This window comes from Pelagicoccus albus, assembly GCF_014230145.1.
GTDB lineage: Bacteria > Verrucomicrobiota > Verrucomicrobiia > Opitutales > Opitutaceae > Pelagicoccus > Pelagicoccus albus.
Genome location: NZ_JACHVC010000012.1, coordinates 962,360 through 980,005 on the forward strand (window position 1 = coordinate 962,360; position 17,646 = coordinate 980,005).

The 17,646-nt window shown below is 51.7% G+C and carries 18 protein-coding genes and 1 tRNA gene; 3 read left to right on the forward strand and 16 right to left on the reverse strand.

The annotated features are described in order from the left end of the window. Positions 1-4 precede the first annotated feature (4 nt). The 11 genes from H5P27_RS13775 to H5P27_RS13825 form a co-directional block, all read right to left on the reverse strand. A complete protein-coding gene (locus H5P27_RS13775) occupies positions 5-1,369 on the reverse strand; it encodes a HAMP domain-containing sensor histidine kinase (protein ID WP_185660978.1) in 1,365 nt (454 codons plus the stop codon). After that, on the reverse strand, positions 1,366-2,031 hold the full coding sequence (locus H5P27_RS13780; RefSeq protein WP_185660979.1) for a response regulator transcription factor: 666 nt from the start codon (positions 2,029-2,031) through the stop codon (positions 1,366-1,368). Before H5P27_RS13780 ends, H5P27_RS13775 begins: the two co-directional genes overlap by 4 nt. Next, on the reverse strand, positions 2,028-2,801 hold the full coding sequence (locus tag H5P27_RS13785) for a cbb3-type cytochrome c oxidase subunit II (RefSeq protein WP_185660980.1): 774 nt from the start codon (positions 2,799-2,801) through the stop codon (positions 2,028-2,030). Before H5P27_RS13785 ends, H5P27_RS13780 begins: the two co-directional genes overlap by 4 nt. Next, positions 2,798-3,655, reverse strand: a complete 858-nt coding sequence (locus tag H5P27_RS13790; protein WP_185660981.1) for a hypothetical protein — start codon at positions 3,653-3,655, stop codon at positions 2,798-2,800. Before H5P27_RS13790 ends, H5P27_RS13785 begins: the two co-directional genes overlap by 4 nt. Before the next feature lie 283 nt (positions 3,656-3,938). Further along, complete coding sequence (locus H5P27_RS13795; protein WP_185660982.1) at positions 3,939-4,355, reverse strand: hypothetical protein; 417 nt, start codon at positions 4,353-4,355, stop codon at positions 3,939-3,941. Continuing rightward, the gene (locus H5P27_RS13800) at positions 4,334-5,623 is read right to left on the reverse strand and encodes a heme-copper oxidase family protein (RefSeq protein ID WP_185660983.1); all 1,290 of its coding nucleotides are present in this window, start codon (positions 5,621-5,623) and stop codon (positions 4,334-4,336) included. The genes H5P27_RS13795 and H5P27_RS13800 overlap by 22 nt, the downstream gene beginning before the upstream one ends. After that, entirely contained in the window at positions 5,620-6,303 is a 684-nt protein-coding gene (locus tag H5P27_RS13805) for an ABC transporter ATP-binding protein (RefSeq protein WP_221774713.1), read from the reverse strand. Before H5P27_RS13805 ends, H5P27_RS13800 begins: the two co-directional genes overlap by 4 nt. Continuing rightward, positions 6,296-7,408 carry an ABC transporter permease gene (locus H5P27_RS13810; protein ID WP_185660984.1) on the reverse strand — a complete coding sequence of 371 codons (1,113 nt, stop codon included), beginning with the start codon at positions 7,406-7,408 and terminating at the stop codon, positions 6,296-6,298. Before H5P27_RS13810 ends, H5P27_RS13805 begins: the two co-directional genes overlap by 8 nt. Beyond that, positions 7,405-8,301, reverse strand: coding sequence for a polyprenyl synthetase family protein (locus H5P27_RS13815; protein ID WP_185660985.1), 897 nt, complete (start codon positions 8,299-8,301; stop codon positions 7,405-7,407). Before H5P27_RS13815 ends, H5P27_RS13810 begins: the two co-directional genes overlap by 4 nt. After that, positions 8,291-8,932 carry an isopentenyl-diphosphate Delta-isomerase gene (idi, locus tag H5P27_RS13820; RefSeq protein WP_185660986.1) on the reverse strand — a complete coding sequence of 214 codons (642 nt, stop codon included), beginning with the start codon at positions 8,930-8,932 and terminating at the stop codon, positions 8,291-8,293. The genes H5P27_RS13815 and idi overlap by 11 nt, the downstream gene beginning before the upstream one ends. Positions 8,933-8,936: 4 nt before the next feature. Further along, a complete protein-coding gene (locus H5P27_RS13825) occupies positions 8,937-9,482 on the reverse strand; it encodes a YceI family protein (RefSeq protein WP_246462747.1) in 546 nt (181 codons plus the stop codon). Between the two features lie 106 nt (positions 9,483-9,588). On the opposite strand from H5P27_RS13825, the gene H5P27_RS13830 reads away from it, so the two are divergent. Beyond that, the gene (locus H5P27_RS13830) at positions 9,589-10,071 is read left to right on the forward strand and encodes a hypothetical protein (RefSeq protein WP_185660988.1); all 483 of its coding nucleotides are present in this window, start codon (positions 9,589-9,591) and stop codon (positions 10,069-10,071) included. 76 nt (positions 10,072-10,147) lie between these two features. Here the strand turns inward: H5P27_RS13830 and H5P27_RS13835 are convergent, their stop codons facing one another. From H5P27_RS13835 to H5P27_RS13850, 4 genes are all read right to left on the reverse strand, one after another. Then, the gene (locus tag H5P27_RS13835) at positions 10,148-10,744 is read right to left on the reverse strand and encodes a GNAT family N-acetyltransferase (protein ID WP_185660989.1); all 597 of its coding nucleotides are present in this window, start codon (positions 10,742-10,744) and stop codon (positions 10,148-10,150) included. 104 nt (positions 10,745-10,848) lie between these two features. Continuing rightward, positions 10,849-11,214, reverse strand: a complete 366-nt coding sequence (locus tag H5P27_RS13840) for a DUF3127 domain-containing protein (protein WP_339382589.1) — start codon at positions 11,212-11,214, stop codon at positions 10,849-10,851. A gap of 114 nt (positions 11,215-11,328) precedes the next feature. Continuing rightward, on the reverse strand, positions 11,329-12,048 hold the full coding sequence (locus tag H5P27_RS13845; protein WP_221774714.1) for a hypothetical protein: 720 nt from the start codon (positions 12,046-12,048) through the stop codon (positions 11,329-11,331). A gap of 55 nt (positions 12,049-12,103) precedes the next feature. Further along, positions 12,104-13,402, reverse strand: a complete 1,299-nt coding sequence (locus H5P27_RS13850) for a hypothetical protein (RefSeq protein WP_185660990.1) — start codon at positions 13,400-13,402, stop codon at positions 12,104-12,106. Positions 13,403-14,096: 694 nt separating this feature from the next. Here H5P27_RS13850 and H5P27_RS13855 point away from each other — a divergent pair. Continuing rightward, positions 14,097-14,170: transfer RNA gene (locus H5P27_RS13855), tRNA-Gly, on the forward strand. 174 nt (positions 14,171-14,344) lie between these two features. Further along, on the forward strand, positions 14,345-15,907 hold the full coding sequence (locus tag H5P27_RS13860; RefSeq protein ID WP_185660991.1) for a phage tail sheath family protein: 1,563 nt from the start codon (positions 14,345-14,347) through the stop codon (positions 15,905-15,907). Here the strand turns inward: H5P27_RS13860 and ggt are convergent. Continuing rightward, complete coding sequence (ggt, locus tag H5P27_RS13865; RefSeq protein WP_185660992.1) at positions 15,901-17,622, reverse strand: gamma-glutamyltransferase; 1,722 nt, start codon at positions 17,620-17,622, stop codon at positions 15,901-15,903. The two genes, H5P27_RS13860 and ggt, sit on opposite strands and share 7 nt — an antisense overlap. Positions 17,623-17,646 lie beyond the last annotated feature (24 nt).

Sequence of the window (17,646 nt, forward strand, 5' to 3'; positions counted from 1 at the left end):
TCGTTTACCTTGGCTTTCCGAGCGGCAACCGAATCTCAATCCTAAGTCCACGATCAGGCTTTCGGTTCATGGCCCGAATACTCCCCCGATGTTGAGCTACGATACTTCGGCATAACGCTAACCCCAACCCGGATCCTGGCTCCTCTGCCCCCACCTGCTCACTATAAAATCGATCAAATATCCTGCACAGCTTGGACTCCTCGATACCTGGTCCTTGGTCTGAGAACCCGATCAACCAATACCCATCCTCCAAACTGGACTCGAGCTCTATGGTAGTGCCAGCGTCCGATACTTTTAGGGAATTGGACAAGAGATTGAAAAAGGTATGGCGAATCCACATCTCGTCGAATGGCACAAGGGAGGCAACCTTCTCTTCGACGACAAAGCTGACGCCTTTATCTTCGCAGAGGGCCTGAGCATCTAGGGCAAAGTCATCAATAAACCGACCCACTGAATGCTCCACGATATTTTGCTTTAGCACGCCAGCCTCGGACTTGGAGAGAAGCAATAACTCGTCTACAACTGTACCCAAATTTTCGATATCCTCCAACTGGCCGACCAATTCGTCTCTACCCGCTTCCGAGAAAACATCCTCGGAACCTAGTAAATTCTCTACCCTCAAGCGCAGCAGCGAAAGGGGTGTTTTCAGCTCGTGCGAGGCATCCGCCGCAAATCGCTGAGCTTGCAATACCGCATTCTCAAGCCGGTCGAAGAGCTCATTCAGAAGCACCGTCATACTGGCAATTTCGTCCTTGGTTCTCGGAACCTCGATACGTTCGCTCAAATTCCCGATTCCAATCCGACTGGCAGTCTTTTCGATGTTCGCTATTGGGTTAAGAGCAAGGCGGCTCAGGAAGTAGCCAATTCCAAGGCTTGTCAAAAAGACGAGCCCCAAGATAAGCCCTGCGTACCTGACGAGTTTTTTATTGAGCGTATTCCACCCTTGCAAGGAGCTCCCGATGTGAACGACGTATCCAGCTACCTCATACTCTGAAACTCTTAGCCAGCCCAATTCTTCATCGAAAACAGTCACTTCGCTTACTCCGTGCACGGTATCAGGCAGATGGTGACCTCCCAAATTGCTACTCGTGAAAAAGACCGAACCGTCTGAGCGCTCGATTTGGAAAAAGTAAAGGGAAGCGTCGATTTCGGTGTGACTCAAAACGGAACGAATCACCGCTTCGATATCCCCATGTCCAACTTCTTGAATCCGAGGCCCAATCTCCTCGAACTCCTTGTCGTTGAGATCGTCAATCCCTTCCACATAGCTGCGTTCCAGCATGTATTGTCCGACCAATAGGAAAACGCCCGCCGATAAAGTCGCCGCCAATCCGTACCATAAGGTCAACCTGAAGGAAATAGACTTCATGGCATTGTGTATCCAACGCCTCGTACAGTCTTAATCAGCGGAGGATCGCCATCATCTCCCAAATGCTGTCGCAGCTTGCGAATATAGACGTCGATTAGGTTGGTCTGCATGTCGTAACGTGCTTCCCAAATACTCTCGCCAATTGCTGTACGCGTCATGACACGACCTTGATTTACCATCAGGCATTCCAGCAACGAGTACTCTCGTTTCGTCAATTCGACTGCTCGATCTCCGACCTTAGCGCTATGAGCGAGGAGATCCAAAGTAATGTTCCGATACTTGAGAACGGTTTGATTCGATTTACCATGCCGTCGCATTAAAGAGCGGGCCCTCGCCAAAAGCTCCTCGAAGGAGAAAGGCTTGGGCACATAGTCGTCCGCCCCAAAATTCAAGCCATCAACCTTGTCTGCCACAGAGTCCCTCGCGCTCAAAATAACGACTGGCTCTTCGAATCCACAACGCCGCCAATCTTTGAGGAGATCCAAACCGTCTCCATCTGGTAGTCCTAGATCAAGTACAATCAAATCGTAGCCACCCTCACTCAAAAGATCGTTCGCTTCGGTGCAATTACGAGCCCACGAAGTGGTGTATGAGTTTTCTTGGAACCCCTTCTCAATATAAGCAGCAACCCGTGCCTCATCCTCGACCACCAATATTCTCATTTCACGACTTTAGTTTCTGCAGAAAGAGTGTTCACAAAAGCTACCAGATCGGCGATTTGCGAGTCGGTCAAATATTCATGCCCCGGCATCGACGTACCTGCCTGTCCGTATTTGATAATTCTTGCTAATTGAAGTCGACGATTTTCAGGGGGCAAGGAAAGTGGCACAAATCGAAACGTACCTTGCGTGAAGTTCGTAGGGGCAGGATTGAAATGCTTTGCTAGCTCGCCATCTCCTCCCCCCGTCGCGCCATGGCATTGCTGGCAGAGCCGACTAAACAAGGCGGCTCCATTTCCTTCATCGCCATCCAAGTTTTCAGGTTCCCAATCAAATACCGTTTTATACCAATCGGCACCTCTCTTTATCCCCAAAGCTGACAGATAGTCTAGCAAGGCCTCCCCTTCCACAGCGGCGCCTTCAAATAGATGCTTGTAGCTCGGCATACGGGAATCAGGCGAAACCGCTTGAGGATTGATCAAATGGATACGGTTCCAGTCCCTCGAACGACGCAACCCAATCGAACTCAAATCTGGGCCTTGTCGACGATTGCCAATCAAAACCGCTCCCTCTGTTTCTTCATCGGGGTCAGTAGCTGGCCCATACGTGAACGTATCCAGACTACCTGGTCGCGAATACTGCGAATGACAATGAATGCACCCTTCCGCAATATAGACCTCTTCCCCCGCAACTGTCTTTTCGACTGTAGCGAGGCTGAGGCTCCAAACAGCGGCCGCGATTAAGAGGGACGCGAGGATCAACATTGTTTTCATGCAGCAGTTCTCCTGACTAAACGTGCCAACCAAAGATTAACCCCTAAACACGCAGCCAAAGCGACCAAGAGAAACAAGTACGGGATCGTCCCTAAATCTCTCGCCATGCCAATACCCATACCTGAAGAAACCCAGCCCGCTAATGCAAATAGCAAAGCAGCCCGCTTGGCCATAGGCCACTGCCCTTGCATCTCGCCTTGCTTGGCAATACTAGCGACTAAACCAGTAGAGTAGAGGGAGACGCCGGATACGTAAAACACAGCTCCTAGCCAAGCGACATCTCTGTATCCTCCAGTCAACCACAGCGATCCTCCGACAAGAAAAAGCATGGCTATGGTGAGGACTCCAATGAGTCGTCCGCGATCTATCATAACGCCGCTAACTACTCCGAAGAATAAGTGAAAAAGGCCATTCCCCCAAAGGCGATTTGGCGTTCCCCAAGCTGCCGCTTTCAAACTATCCGTCTCCTGGATTACATAGAAAGCAGCTGAATCGAGCCAGACCAAGAAGAAGAAAAGAACAAGAGTCGGCCCAAAGAAAGATTTGCCATTCTCCGAACCTGGAACTGGCTCCTCAAATGACTCCATAGCATCCCTTGGCAAGGTACCAACAAGGAAAAGGCCGAGGAGTCCTACTATCCCACAAAAAGCGCATTGCATAGCGGGACTCATCTGGAAAACCCACGGGAGATTACTGAAAAAATAGGCGAGCCCCGTCCCTACACCAGACCACAAGCCGATTTTTGAAGCAGAAATCGTTAGACGCAGAGTGGGAACCACAAAGACGGTCAACATCCCTAGAAAGAGCCCGACGCCAAATCCAACTCCCACGAATACCTCCAACCTATTCGTCATTGAGCTTATGAAAGCCAAGACAGAACACAGGAAAAAACTCGCTCCTAAAAGAAACCTGTATCTCGTAATTCGATACAACTTCCACGCCACAAAGCTTCCAAGCAAACCACCGATCCCCATCAAAAGCATCACCGGCTGAAGCCATTCCTTTTCAGCATCCAACTCTTCTATACGATGCAATAAAGCAAATTGGGCAAAAAGAAGGAAATAGACGAAGGTACAGACAATGACTCCGGTAGCCCCTAAAGTGCTCCGCTTATTGAATCGCCTCCCTATCGGATGACTAGGCATCGCTTCCTCTGGACTTGGCAAGTAGCCAGAATTGGAAAACAGCGAGCCCTAGATCCACGACCGGCACTGAGATCCACGAAGGATCCAGTCGATCGGTTAAGATCAAGCCTGCCACGGTGGAACCTACACACAAGCGAGCCCAAGCTGTAGCAAACCAAAGAGCTCGCCACTCCGAAACACGACCGCACATTAAATTCTTCAAAGCGAAACCGTACAGGCTTCCTACGGCGAAAACGAAGGCCCCGATAAACTGCATGTAGGCAAGCGGCTCCAAATCCGGATTCATCCCCATTAGCCTGATTGTAAACGCCGGTGCCGTCACCAATAGCACTCCAGTACCGCCATCCATTAGAACCGCGATAATGCAAACCCACAGAGCGATTCGACCTATGCCTTTTTCTGTATCCATAACTTACGACACCAAACAAAACTACAACCAAGTAAGAGAGCTCCGCTCAACAGCCTCAGCAAGTAAACAAGCTGGCTCACCGTATCGAAGAGGAACAACCGCTGGGGATCTTTCCCCTCGATTACACCCTGAGCCATCAGGGCCCCAACAAAAATGAACAATCCAACATTCCACGCCCAAGTTAGTCCACGAGAACCGAGCGTGTCCGATACCAGCGAGCTTCCTCCCATTTCCGTGAGAATAATCATGTTCAAAGCGCTCACCATGCCTGCCATGGCAAGATGGGCATGCCCAACCATCGCGTTGGTAAACTTCACCGCTAGCAAAACGTCAGGTAAGAAGAAGACCCATCCACTCACTGCCAGCAATGACCACCAAAAAACAAACATGCCGCGCCAAAGCCTGCTGCCCTCTCTCCAAGCAAAACCATTCCAAACCCACGCCACCATGATCGGCCAGATCATCAAGGATCCCAAACCGATAATCTGATCCCAATCGCTGTTGGAGGCATTCCCGTGCTCGATAAACTGATATAGCGCAATCGAGGCCAGATAGAGGACAGCAAACCAAATAAAGGAGCTTCGCCCTACTTCTTCTCGTTTTTTTAATCCGAGCACAATCCCCGGAAGGGCCCCCATGAGTACGACGATACTTAAAGTCGAAAGCATGAGAGAGTGCCCAGTTGCTCCCCCACTGTGAGGATTGACGGGTGGATAGATTGACGCGTCTGATACCCAAAAGAGAGCCCAAGGAACGCATCCCAACATGGCTAAAGCCAATCCATCTAATGCGAAATCAAGCTTAGATCGCGTCCCCTTGAGATGGGAGAAACGCGGCCACCAACTCCACAGAAGCATCACCCAAACAACCAACAAAGCGACGAGCAGGTATCTTCTGGAAAATCCACTCCAGTTCAAAAAGGGCTTTCCCGTTACGTCTCCCAACAGCCAAGTAACACCGCCTACAAGCAAGACCGAGCTCCATATCCAAAACGACCTCGAACACAGCACAACCCCTCCTTCAACGTGTTTTCCAAACCTAAGAGCGACAAGCCCAAGGCTTGGCATGGAACACCATCCATAGAGTTGCCAATCCATATGCAAAGGCATCCAGCGTCCGTATCCTAATTTCCCGTACAGATTGCCCAAAGAGGGCCAAAGCAGCAATATAGCGAGCCAAAGGCCCACTAGGTTGGCTGCAGCCAGCCAAATGACGCTAAACCAAGCGACCTGCTCCTGAATCTTTTCGACCCTGGCCTGAGAACTCATAGCTCCTTCACGACGCCGCTCCGCACTTGGAAAATCCGATCGCAAGCCTCTGCAAAACGCCGCTCGTGCGTAGCCATCACAATGGTAACTCCCTCCTGGCGGGCAGTTTCCTTAAGCAACTCGAATACCGTCTCCCCTACTTTTTCGTCTAAGGACCCTGTCGGCTCGTCTGCGAGGATCACCCGTGGCGAGTGCATCAAGGCTCGACAAATTGCGACGCGTTGACGTTCCCCACCGGATAATTCCTGTATCCGCCTATCCTTACGATGATCCACCTCTAGGTGCTCAGACAACTTTCGAAAACGCTCTTCGAATACAGCGCGATCGCCTCCAGTCGCCACGAGAGGAATCATACAATTCTCATATAGAGTCAGGTCCGCAATTAGGTTATGTAGTTGAAAAACGAACCCAACCTTCTCACGCCGCAAGCGTAGACGATCCTTTTCTTCGGCAGGATCCAATCCATCCACCACAACAGAACCACAGTCTGCAGCATCGAGCCCGCCCATTAAGTGTAGCAAGGTGGTTTTTCCTGATCCTGATGCCCCCCACAAGGCAACGATCTCGCCAGGATATATCTCTAGCGAAACATCAGCCAGAACCTGAATTTTCCCATCGTCGAAACTCTTGCACACCTGCGAAACTTTGATGACTGGCGTATCCATTCGTTTGCTACTCATATCTCAAAGCCTCCGCAGGTTGAATTTTCGCTGCGTGAAACGCCGGATACAAAGAACCGGCAACGCTGGTGACAAATGCAACAATCGTTATGCCCATCGCCACAGGCAACTCTACCACTGGCTGAACATATCCATTCAACTGGGGAATATGCGTCATCACAAAAAGAGCTCCATATCCAAGCAAAAAGCCAAACAAACAACCCACAATCGCAAGCAGGAGAGATTCTCCGATTATCATGCCCGCAACCTGCCCTTTGGAAAACCCAGCTACCCGCAAAATCGCAATCTCGCGAATACGGCTGAATACGGACATCAGCATCGTATTCGCAACTCCCATACCTCCGAGAAGGAAAGCGCAGACGCCAACCGCCCAAGCCGTAGCCGACATTATCTTAAATTGGCTGTAGCTTTGGCTAAATTCTTCATTCTCCAACGCGATAAGATCGCCATACTCCTCCGCGATCAGACGCTCAAAAGCAGGTCCCTCCGCAACATCCCGCAACTTTACAGCAACAATCGAGCAATACTCTTCGCGATGAAAAAAGTCTTGAGCGAGCAGTAGCGGCATGAAGACGCCACCATCTTCAAACCCGCTGGACATCTTTAGGATACCCCCCACCTCTAGCTCTAGCTTACCTACCATCACAAACTCACCAACCTTAGCTTGCATGAACTCCGCTGCCCGAGACCCAAGGTAGACCCTCTCGTCTTCGAGCGTAAAGTTGGACGGATTTCCGGCCAACCATTCAGCCTCTTTTAAACGGGGGTCCTCAGGCTCTATTCCGAAACAGGTGATTACCGGATTATCCTGCGAAGATACGATTCCGAACAAAATCGGGTTTGCAGACTCTACGTTCGGGATCTCGCGCAGACCCTCTACGCTCTCCATGTCCACGCTGCTAAAAAAGAGGTCCGACACATTTCGCTCGAAGACCAGATAGTTGCTATCGGTCGAGAGGATTTTTTCGAACATCCCTATCGCTCCAAGGACGACCGAGAGGACCGTCAACATGGCTGCCACACCGAACGCGATACCTGCAGAGCCAATGGCGGCTCGTACCCGATGTCTTAATACATTTATTAGGATCAGTTTGCCGAATGTCATGCTACTGCCTCAGAAGAAAGAAGAGGTTCCACTTTCGCGAGAAACTCTTTCTGAAACAATGAGACGCCCAACCATTTCCGCGGATAGCTACTCGACAGTGCCAAGACAGAGCATGAAGCAGCACGCATGGTACGATCAAGTTCAGCGGTGGCTTCCCTCACTCCTAGCTTCAAAGCGAGGTTGGGACGGCCTTTCTCTTCATCCTGTCTGACCGTCTTGCCCGCATTGCCTTCGCTCAGCAAAACGTCCTTCAAATCGTCAGCAGACTGGTAAGCAAGCCCCCAGAGCTCGGCCAAGCGGGCTAGATGCATCTTTTCATATCGGCTCGCTCTACCAAGAATAGCAGGCAACAGCAGACAAAGCCGAAACAGAGCTCCCGTCTTCTGCACCGCCACTAGCCTAACGACTTCAGCGCTTTGATCCGTCTGGCCAAAATTGAGATCCAAAGCCTGCCCATTGATTATGCCAGCCAGGCCGAGACACTCGTCAGCCAGGTTATTGGCCTCCTCCGCGGCGATAGGATCTGCTGCCGCAAATGCTCGATACATGAGGAAGTAAGCTCGGTTAATGAGCGCCAAGGCAGCCAAAATCGTAGAGCTCTCACCGTGTATCCGGTGCACGCAGACATCGCCTCTACGCGTGTCCGCATCATCCATACAGGGAAGATCATCGAAAAGAAGCGACGCTATATGAAAAAACTCTATCGCCGCAGCGAGGCTAACACGATGCCTCTCCGAAAGATCGAGTTCGCTGGCCACGGAATAGGCGAGTCGAGCTCTCGACAGGGAGCCTTGCGTACTCAGAGCGTAGGACAGGGTCTTTCCGAGCTTACTTTCGCACTGCGAAATTTCCGGAAGATAGGCTTCAAGTTGTACAAGCGTTTCAAATGACATTGCCGACACCTTTCTGTCCTGAATTCGTGCTTTGCTCCGAGCGCGACTGAAATTCTTCAAACAACAGCCGAAAGCGTCTACTTCGCAGCAATTCTCGTGTTTCCATCATAGACCAAGGGGAGAAGTGAGCGAATTCGCTGCCTTCCGGATTTTCGCTCGCTGCGGCAAACGCTTGCCAATCGACCCAATCCACAGCCTCAACCTCGGACTTTTCGAAATGAGCGGGCGTCTCCTCCAAAAACCCTACCCAAACCGGGCAAAGTTCGTTTTCCCAGATCCCATTCCAAAATGCCCGGTAGCGAAAATGGGGTAAGACACACTCGACCGCATCCAATTCGACACCCAACTCGTAGCGGGTACGTCGATACACTGCATCCTCGATCTCCTCTCCCAACATAGGATGGCCACAACAAGAGTTCGACCAAACTCCCGCCCAAGTCATTTTACTGCGTGCCCGCTGCTGCACGAGCAGGCGGCCGCGCGAATCGAAGAGAAATAGGGAAAACGCCAAATGCAGAGGAGTCTCTCCGGTGTGAGCGATGTCTTTGGACAAAGTGCCAATCTGCTCGTAATCGTCGTCAAGCAGTACGACGTGCTCCACGTCTTGCTCAAAGTCAGTCAAAGAAACCATTTACTTAAGCGTCGGTGGTTCCAACCAAAGTGAAGGAGATCTCAAGTTCCGGATACACCTTCATCAAGAGCATAGTAATCACTTCCAAATCGTAATTTCGATGGTCGACCACAGAGCTGCCCTTGAGAACAACTTTGCTTCCATCCTTCTCAATCGTGAAGGGCACCTCAACGGTCCGGGTCATTCCATGCATAGTCAGGTCTCCCACCCCCACTGCCCCCTCGGGCCCATCCTTCACCTCCTTCAGGCTAAATGAGATTTGAGGGTAACTTTCAGTCTCGAGCCATCGAAGCATCTTCTTATCCCGCTTCGCATTGTCGGATTCGAGATCGGTGCAGGCGAAAGAGAACTCCGCTTTTTCCAAAGCCCCTCCTTCTCCTAAGGCTAAATCCGCCTTGTAGTCATTCAAAACAACCTCGAACGAATGCATTGTCGCTCCTACATCGACCACGAACTCAGAGTTCTGGTAGTCTATTTTAATTGGGGCAGCAAAAGCGTTGAAGGCTGAGGCAAGAGCTAAAAAGGAAATGGGCACACACTTTTTGATCATCTTCACAGCCTAGCATAGCTTGATTAACCAATTCTGAAAGCTGGATTAATTTTTTTTAATCCGAGATGGCCTTGAGCTACCACTTTCGTTCGTTTAATCGGTAGCTATGACAACGATCCAATCCAGCTTCAAACGCGCCTTCGGCGCTATTGCCTCACTCGTATTCGCACTAAGCCTACACGCTGATCCAGTATCTGTCGGAGATACCATGCCAAAGCTGTCTGGCACCGACCAACACGAGAAGCCGTACGCTATCGAAAGCGGAACTCGCTACGTTCTAGCGAGTTACGAGATGGGCCCCGGCAAACAAGCAAACGCTTTCCTCGATGAGAAAGGCGCAAACTTCCTTCCGGAAAACAAAGCAGTCTACGTGGCCAATATCCACGGAATGCCGGGAATCATCGCCAACACCTTCGCCCTCCCCAAGATGCGCAAGTACTCCCATCGCATCCTGGTCATGAACGAAGACGGGCTTTTCGACGAATGGCCTCAGGAAAAGGGGAAAGTCGCGGTATTCACCTTGGACGCAGAAGGAAAAATCACCCACATTAGCCAGTGGAGCCCGAAGAGCGGCGAAGCCCCGTTCTGATTGGCTTCCGATCTAATGACGTATTTGCTCAGAGGCGGACCATTGGTTCGCCTCTTTTTTTGGCCAGCCCGCAGTCCTAAAGCGGCTTGATCCAAAACCTCATCCGATTTTCGCGTTCCGCTTCCGCGCCAACTTCCTTCCAGCTGAAGCGGGTCTCCAAATCGGGCCTTTCCTCAAAGCCATACTTCCTCCAAAAGCCGCCTAGATCCTGGTAGCCAATGGGCTTTCTCGGATCGTCGCCTGACCTTTGCACCGCGCAAAAGGTGCAAAAGCGAAACCCGCCGAGAGCTCGGGCGAAAGACTCCCGTTCTCGCATAAAACGTGAGCCGACCCCAGATCCTCGATACTCGGAGCGAAGCACGCTTTCGCCAAAATAAAACACCGATCCGATATCCAATCCGGCCGCCTCAAATGGTTTTTGAAAATCCAAATCCGCATCAGACATGGGAAGACCGGTCGAAACGCCCACAACCTCCTCTCCGTCCGACGCGATAACGAAAACACTCCGCTCCGTCCGGGCATAAGAAAGAAGATACTCAGACTCGTAGTCCAAGCTTCCCTCGTAGAGGTAAGGGTACTCGCGAAAAACTTCTATACGAAGTTTGGCCACGTCCGGAACGAACCCCGCGATTTGAGAACCCGAAAAGGTGGAGATGCGAAGAGAAGTAGGCACGTTGGTCGCTATTTTAAATTCAGCCGCCCTGTGGGCTGCTCCTCCTCATTCGGACACAAAAAAGCTCGGCGTCAACTGACTCCGAGCTTCGAAAGAAAAAAGCCTTAGAAGGGTGATTCTTCCAGATCGTCGAGGTTTCCGCCTCCAGCTGAGTTGGACTCAGAGGTCGCTGCATCGAGGGAAGGTGAAACTTGACCGCCCGCGTTTTCGATCTTCCAAGCCTGCAGGTTCACGTAGTAGCGACCCTTGTACTCGTTTCCACGGATGTTGAAGCTGACTTTCACGTGATCCCCTTCCTTCAAGCGATCCACTTGTTCGATCTTCTCCTTCGTCGCCTCGAACTTCACATCCTGAGGATACTTGTCCTCGGTGGTGATGACAAACTCACGCTTCGCGAAGCCGCTAGCAAACGTCTGTGTTTCTTCGATAAGCTTAACTGAACCGACCATTTCGTACATAGAAGACGACACTTGGCAGCTGCCTAGCCGATGTTAAGCCGAAACTTGGAGAACTTACTCACACTGGGGATCGAAATAGCCTAGGCCTCTGTCCACCAGTATGTTAGCAATACCTTCACTCCTACGCTAGCGCCAGTTCTCCTCGACCCACTTTGCGGGGCGAGAGTAGCGACGGACCCAAAAAGACGTGCCCTCCAGAGCTTCCTGCAACTTCGGGTTGCCGTGGAAGATAGCGATGCGAGTTCCCTTCGGGTATTGGGGCTTGATAAAGTAGTTAAGCGGAGCAGTCGGCAAACAGTGGTACTTGTAGCTGCAACACCACTCGGCAGGCCAGTACTTCAGCTTCCCATGCTGATGAATCTGATCGCTGAGATAAGCCTGTTCATTGCGAAAACGGGCCCGCACCTTCTCCAAGTTATTGAGAAAATAGTCCAACACATACGGGTGAGCCCCGGGACGAAAACGGAACACAGAGGAGTTGCCAGTCACGCGACGCGGGTACTTCCAGTCGTTAATGATTAGGAACTCTCCCTCCTCCTCGAAAAACGGATCGATGCTATCCAGAATCACCACGTCTAGGTCCAAAAACAAAGTATCGCCCTCCAAGTCGTGCAGCTTCTCGGGAAACATGGTGAGCTTGTTCCAGCCCCGCTCCGGCGCCCCTTCCGGCAAATCCAAAGTCGGCAGCGGCAAGACTTCCACATCTGAGTCGATTCCTTCCGCGTGATCGGTGAAACAGACAAAGCGGTGCTCGTACGACAAGTGCCGCTTAACCATCGATTTCAAACGGTTTACGTACTCCGGACCGTAACGGGTCCCCCACTTCATGCAGATCACGTTTCTCATGCTAGCTGGCCAACAAGGCGGATACCCGAGCGCCACGCAAGCACAAGCAGCGATTTCAGCCGTTTGGCGAAGCGACCAGAGCCTCCAGCAATTCGTCGCTCAAATCCGCCGACAAATTCGCTCGCCCCGAGCCCAAGTAACCCGCAACCGCTTCTCCATCCACCGAAAGCCAGTCCTTCAAAGTCGTGAATACCACCGGCATCCTTTCCGCATCGGCGGCCTCATACACATAGTCGATATAATCCACCGAACTGGAAAAGCTCTCGTAACCGATCTCCGCCAAAGCGTTAAAAACCGCCTCTCGCCTGGCAATCGGTTCCCCAATTGCCCGAGCCCAATCCGCGGAGCCAGCGGGATCGCGACGAGCCATCAAGCGAGCCGCCTCCGCCGCTACCGAATACCGCTTGCTAACCGAAACAAGCCCTTCGTACAAATCGCCCAGCGCCGCTTCCTGCGAAGCGAGAGTAAGCTCTCGAGCCACATTCCGGACTCCCAAATCCGACATATCACCCTCATTGGCCAAAACCCAACTGGCTGCCCCCTCTCCGTCTCGAGCCGCCCATTGCTCTGCCACCGCATCTAAAATGGGGCTGTCAAAAAAACCGTCTTCCATCATGGCCAAGCGATCAAGCGCCCGCTCCGGTCCATCTCCCACGATTCTCTGCGCCACTAAGCCCGTAAGCTCCGCCCGCAGCTGAGGATCCACCAGTTCTTGCAAAAACGTAGCCGCCTTCGCGTAATCCTCCTGCTCCAAAACAAGTGTGTCGACTGCCACCGCGGTCAGCCGGTTTTGCAGATCGCGGTCGATAAAGCCGCCATCGGGTCCCAGCCAAGCTGAACGCGCCCAACCAAACGCTGCCTCGGGGTCCTCTCCCGTCCAACCTTCGACAACAAAGGATGCCATCTCCACTTTCTCAGCTGGAGTCAAAGCACCCAAAAGGCCAACTCCCAATTCAGGCTCGCGACTCGCAATCTCTCGCAAGACTCGACCGGCATAATCCAGCGAACGACGGTCCTCCAAGTCTCGAGCCATGAGCTCGACAAAGTGACGCTCTAGTTGGTCCGAAGACATCTCTCTCAGACCTTCTGCCAAAAGCAGTCCGCCCTCGAAATCGTCCCGCCCTAAGATCGAATCCGTAAAATGCTGCTCATCGAAAGCCGCCAAAACAACGCCCCTTCGAGCCTCCTCCAGGAGGTCGACCGGCTTTTCAGCTTCGGCGAGTTCCTCAGATTTCCCTTCCGCGGTTCTCGTAGCTCGATCACGCCAGGGCGTGTCCATAACAAGATAAGCGGCATACAACCACACTGCCCCAAGGGCAAAAATCGATAGGACTATCTTGGCAGCAAGCTTCACGGCAAGGTGGGAACAATCGACCTAAGGCCTAGCCTGAAATCGCTCCTAGGCAAGCGTGCAGAGTTTCCATCGACCTTCTCGAGGTCTGGAAACAAGAAGGCCGACGATCTAAGATCGTCGGCCCAGGAATCCAACTCTTGTATGTGAGCAAAAGCTCCTGATCGACTATAGCCTGCTGTTACCCTAGCTGTCTCCGAAGAGACGAGTTCGATCAGAATCCTAAACCCAGATGCATATTAGCTTATTTTAAAATAAAATCTATTGGTCCCGCTGCTCAATTACGGTAAGTGGTAGTACGTAACCCGGGGTTACAAATGAGAAACAACTGCTATTCCCTTACGCAGTCCCAAACGAGTAAAAGTTAAACACCCTATAGGAGGAACCCTAATCGCGCCTTTGCCGAGAACCAGAGTTCCGTCTGATGTTTAACGGTCGAATAGACTGAAACTGCCAAAACACCTCATTCGGATGGTAACATGTACGGAACCTCATGACTAGGGACTCCCTCTCGGTAATTCCCGCAGACTGGTTTTTACATTTTTTAATAAATCCTTCCCATTTTTTCTGAAAAGTACCCAAACCCCTTGCCGAGGGAGCGATTCGGCAACCGACTCAAAGCACCATAAGAAATCAATTATACAAAACGCTTGACCTAGGTACCGTGTTTTTGATCTAAACCCAGCCCTACTTCGAAGCGGGTATAGTTTAGTGGTAGAACTCCAGTCTTCCAAACTGGTTGCGACAGTTCGATTCTGTCTACCCGCACCACTTTCCACGGCTTAGCGAAATAATCGCTAAGCCTTTTTTGTGCAATGGATTGGGACGGGACCAGAAAAACCACGCCAAGTGGGATCACGGATCGGACTTGAGAGAAGCAGCCAGACGAGGCATCCTTCCGAGATAATTCAGCTCTTAGCCCGACAGCCGGAACCCCCAATCCCTATGCCTCGCCGAATCTACAGAACCCCCGGAGTCTACGTCGAAGAGGTAAGTTTCACCTCGAAATCGATAAACTCCGCGTCAACGAGCGGAGCCGCCTTCATCGGCTATACCCCCGTTTTCGAATTTGAAGGGAAATCTTATCGTTTCTTGCCCACAAAAATCACGTCACTGCAGGAGTTCGATGATATCTATGGCGGAACGTTTGCAGCACGAGGGAAGTCGCCCGTGCCCATTTTCCATCTCGAAACCTCCACTTCCTCCACAGACCTTGATCGTATCAACCTGAACGGAACGGACTACTCGATCGTTCCAGACCCGGGTACGGTATATTACCTCTACCAAAGCCTTCGTCTCTTCTTCAGCAACGGTGGGAAAGAGGCATACATAGTCTCAACTGGGTCTTACGGTCCCGCTGTCGGTTCACCGGCCCCAGATCCCAAATCTATCGTTAACCCCAATGTTCAGCTCAAAGAGCTTCTAGCCGGTCTCGCAAAATTGGAAAAGGAAACGGAGCCTTCCCTCTACCTTTGTCCTGACTCTGTCCTTCTCTCTCCAAACGAAAATGCTGAAATGATGCAAAATATGCTGCGTCTGAATGCTAAGACGAAATCAGCAGTCAGTCTTTTCGATGTTGGTGAAGGAAAAGCTCCCGAGGTTGGAAGCTACCTGAACGATATCGCCTCGTTTCGTACCCGCTTGGGAGACGAAAACTTGAGTTACGGAATTGCTTATTACCCCTTTCTCGAAGCGAACATCATTCGGTCTCAGGAAATCGACTACCGGAATGTCATCAATGGCGACCCTTCCCAACTTGAGGAAATCTTAAATCCGCCCAACAGGCCGAATCGCGAGGCGGCATCTATCCTACAATCGATCTCCGAATCGCCCCAAACCGAGACATCCATCTCCGAGTACAACAAGAAGCTTGAATCAGTGAGCGACGAATATCGCCGCCTAGAGTTGGGGATGCAAAAGGCAGCCAATCGCTTGCCACCGTGCGGAGCTGTCGCCGGAGTTATCGCCAAAACCGACCTGCAGCGTGGAGCCTGGAAAGCCCCAGCCAATGTCGCCCTACAAGGCGTATCAAATATCTCGCTACAACTTACAAATCCTCAACAGGCTCCTCTCAACGTAGACCCGGCAAGCGGCAAATCGATAAATGTGATACGCAGCTTTCCGGGCCGAGGAATCCTCGTCTGGGGTACACGTACCCTCGCCGGGAATCACTCGGAGCTCCGTTACGTGCCTGCCCGAAGAACACTGATCTTTCTCGAACAATCAATCGCAAGAGGGCTGCAAGCATTCGTCTTTGAGCCCAACGACGCAAACACTTGGCAATCCATTTGCCAAGTAACCGAATCATTTCTCCAATCGCTTTGGAGAGCAGGAGCCTTTGCGGGTCAAAGTCAAAACCAAGCGTTCAAGGTTCGCTGCGGATACGGAGTCACCATGAACATGGCCGACCTAGACGGAGGTCTTGTAAAAATCCAAGTCGGCGTGTCACTCCTGCGACCTGCGGAATTCGTAATCATGAATATCACGCTCCGGCTCAGCTCTCAATAACCCGCTGCTTGCCCATCGGACCGACTCTCCGAAGCGCCGAGATAAACCCCAGTCGCAGGATCACGCATAATAGCTTGGTATCCGCCGAAGTAATACCCTATCCCCTGCATCATCTTGTGTCTCTTGAGCGCCAGATCTCTCACCACTTCTGGCGGGATTCCAGACTCGTACAAAACCTCACCTCCATCGGTCATCTTGCCATCTGGGCCAAAAGGCTGGGTCGAGCCCATGTGGTTGACACGGGGAGCATCGCCCGCCTCCTGCAGATTCATCCCAAAGTCTTTCAGGTTCACGATAATCTGCGTATGGCCCTGCGGCTGCATTTGCCCGCCCATAACACCAAATGCGATGAGCGGCTTTCCGTCCTCAGTCACGAATGCCGGAATGATCGTGTGAAAGGGGCGTTTTCCTGGCTGATATTGATTGGCGTGCCCCTCTTCAAAGGTAAATGACGCGCCACGGTTCTGAAAGCCAAAACCAAGCTCTGGAATACAGACTCCTGATCCAAAACCGGCAAAGTTACTCTGAATGAGAGACACCATCATGCCATCTTTGTCCGCAGCACAGAGATAGATCGTCTCCCCATGCTGTAGGACTCCGGGTGCATACTCACGGGCCGCTCGCTCTGTATCGATCAAAGCACGACGCTCAGCTGCGTACTCCTTGGAAATCAACCAATCCAGCGGGATCTCGCTAAACTCCGGATCTGCGTAGTACTTCGCGCGGTCCTCAAACGCTAGCTTCTTCGCCTCGACCAAAGCATGAATATACTCCGCACTGCCAAATCCCATGGAAGCGATATCGTAACCTTCCAAGATATTCAACATCTGCAGAGCGGCGATACCCTGACCATTGGGGGGAAGCTCCCAAACATCCCAGCCTCGGTAATTTGTTGAGACGGGTTCCACCCATTCGCTTCGATGAGCAACCAGATCTTCTTTCCTGAGGTAACCATCGATTTCCTGAAAATACGCGTCAATAGTATCCGCAATTTCGCCACGGTAGAAAACGTCACGTCCCCCCTGGGCGATCTTCTCTAAGGTATTTGCTAGAGCTTCGTTCTTCCAGATTTCTCCTTTCTCTGGTCCCCTACCATCAATCGAAAACGTATCCAGAAAACCTGGCTGATTATCCCAAGTCCCGCGTACCCGAACACTATTTTTCCAACTATTAGAAGAAAGCTGAGTAATGGGTGCACCCTTCCGTGCGTATTCAATCACCGGATTCAAAATCTCTTCCATCGACAGGGTGCCAAATTGTCCGTGAAGTTCGAACCAGCCATCTACGCAACCGGGAACAGAGACGGAGTACTTTCCATAAGTAGGAATCGATTCCGTGATCCCGTTCGCTTCGAATACCTCTCGAGTCAGTCCCAAAGGAGACCGGCCACTGGCGTTGAGTCCGTAAAGTTTTTCCGTTTTAGGATCCCAAACAATCGCGAAGAGGTCGCCTCCCATTCCATTGACATAAGGAGAGACCAGACCCTGCATTGCGTTGGCGGCAATAGCCGCGTCTACTGCCGAGCCGCCCCGCTTGAGCACTTCAAGCCCAACCTGCGAGGCTAGAGGCTCTGAAGTCGCTACGATGCCGTTTTGAGCGACCACCTCCGATCGCGTTGCCCATAGCCTGCCTTGCGGTCTATCCGCTCCCCTGACGGCGATAGGAAGGCTACACAGAAGGGTAAACAAAAACGATAAGGGCAGGCACAACTTCATGCCTAGACCCAGTAGCCGTATTTG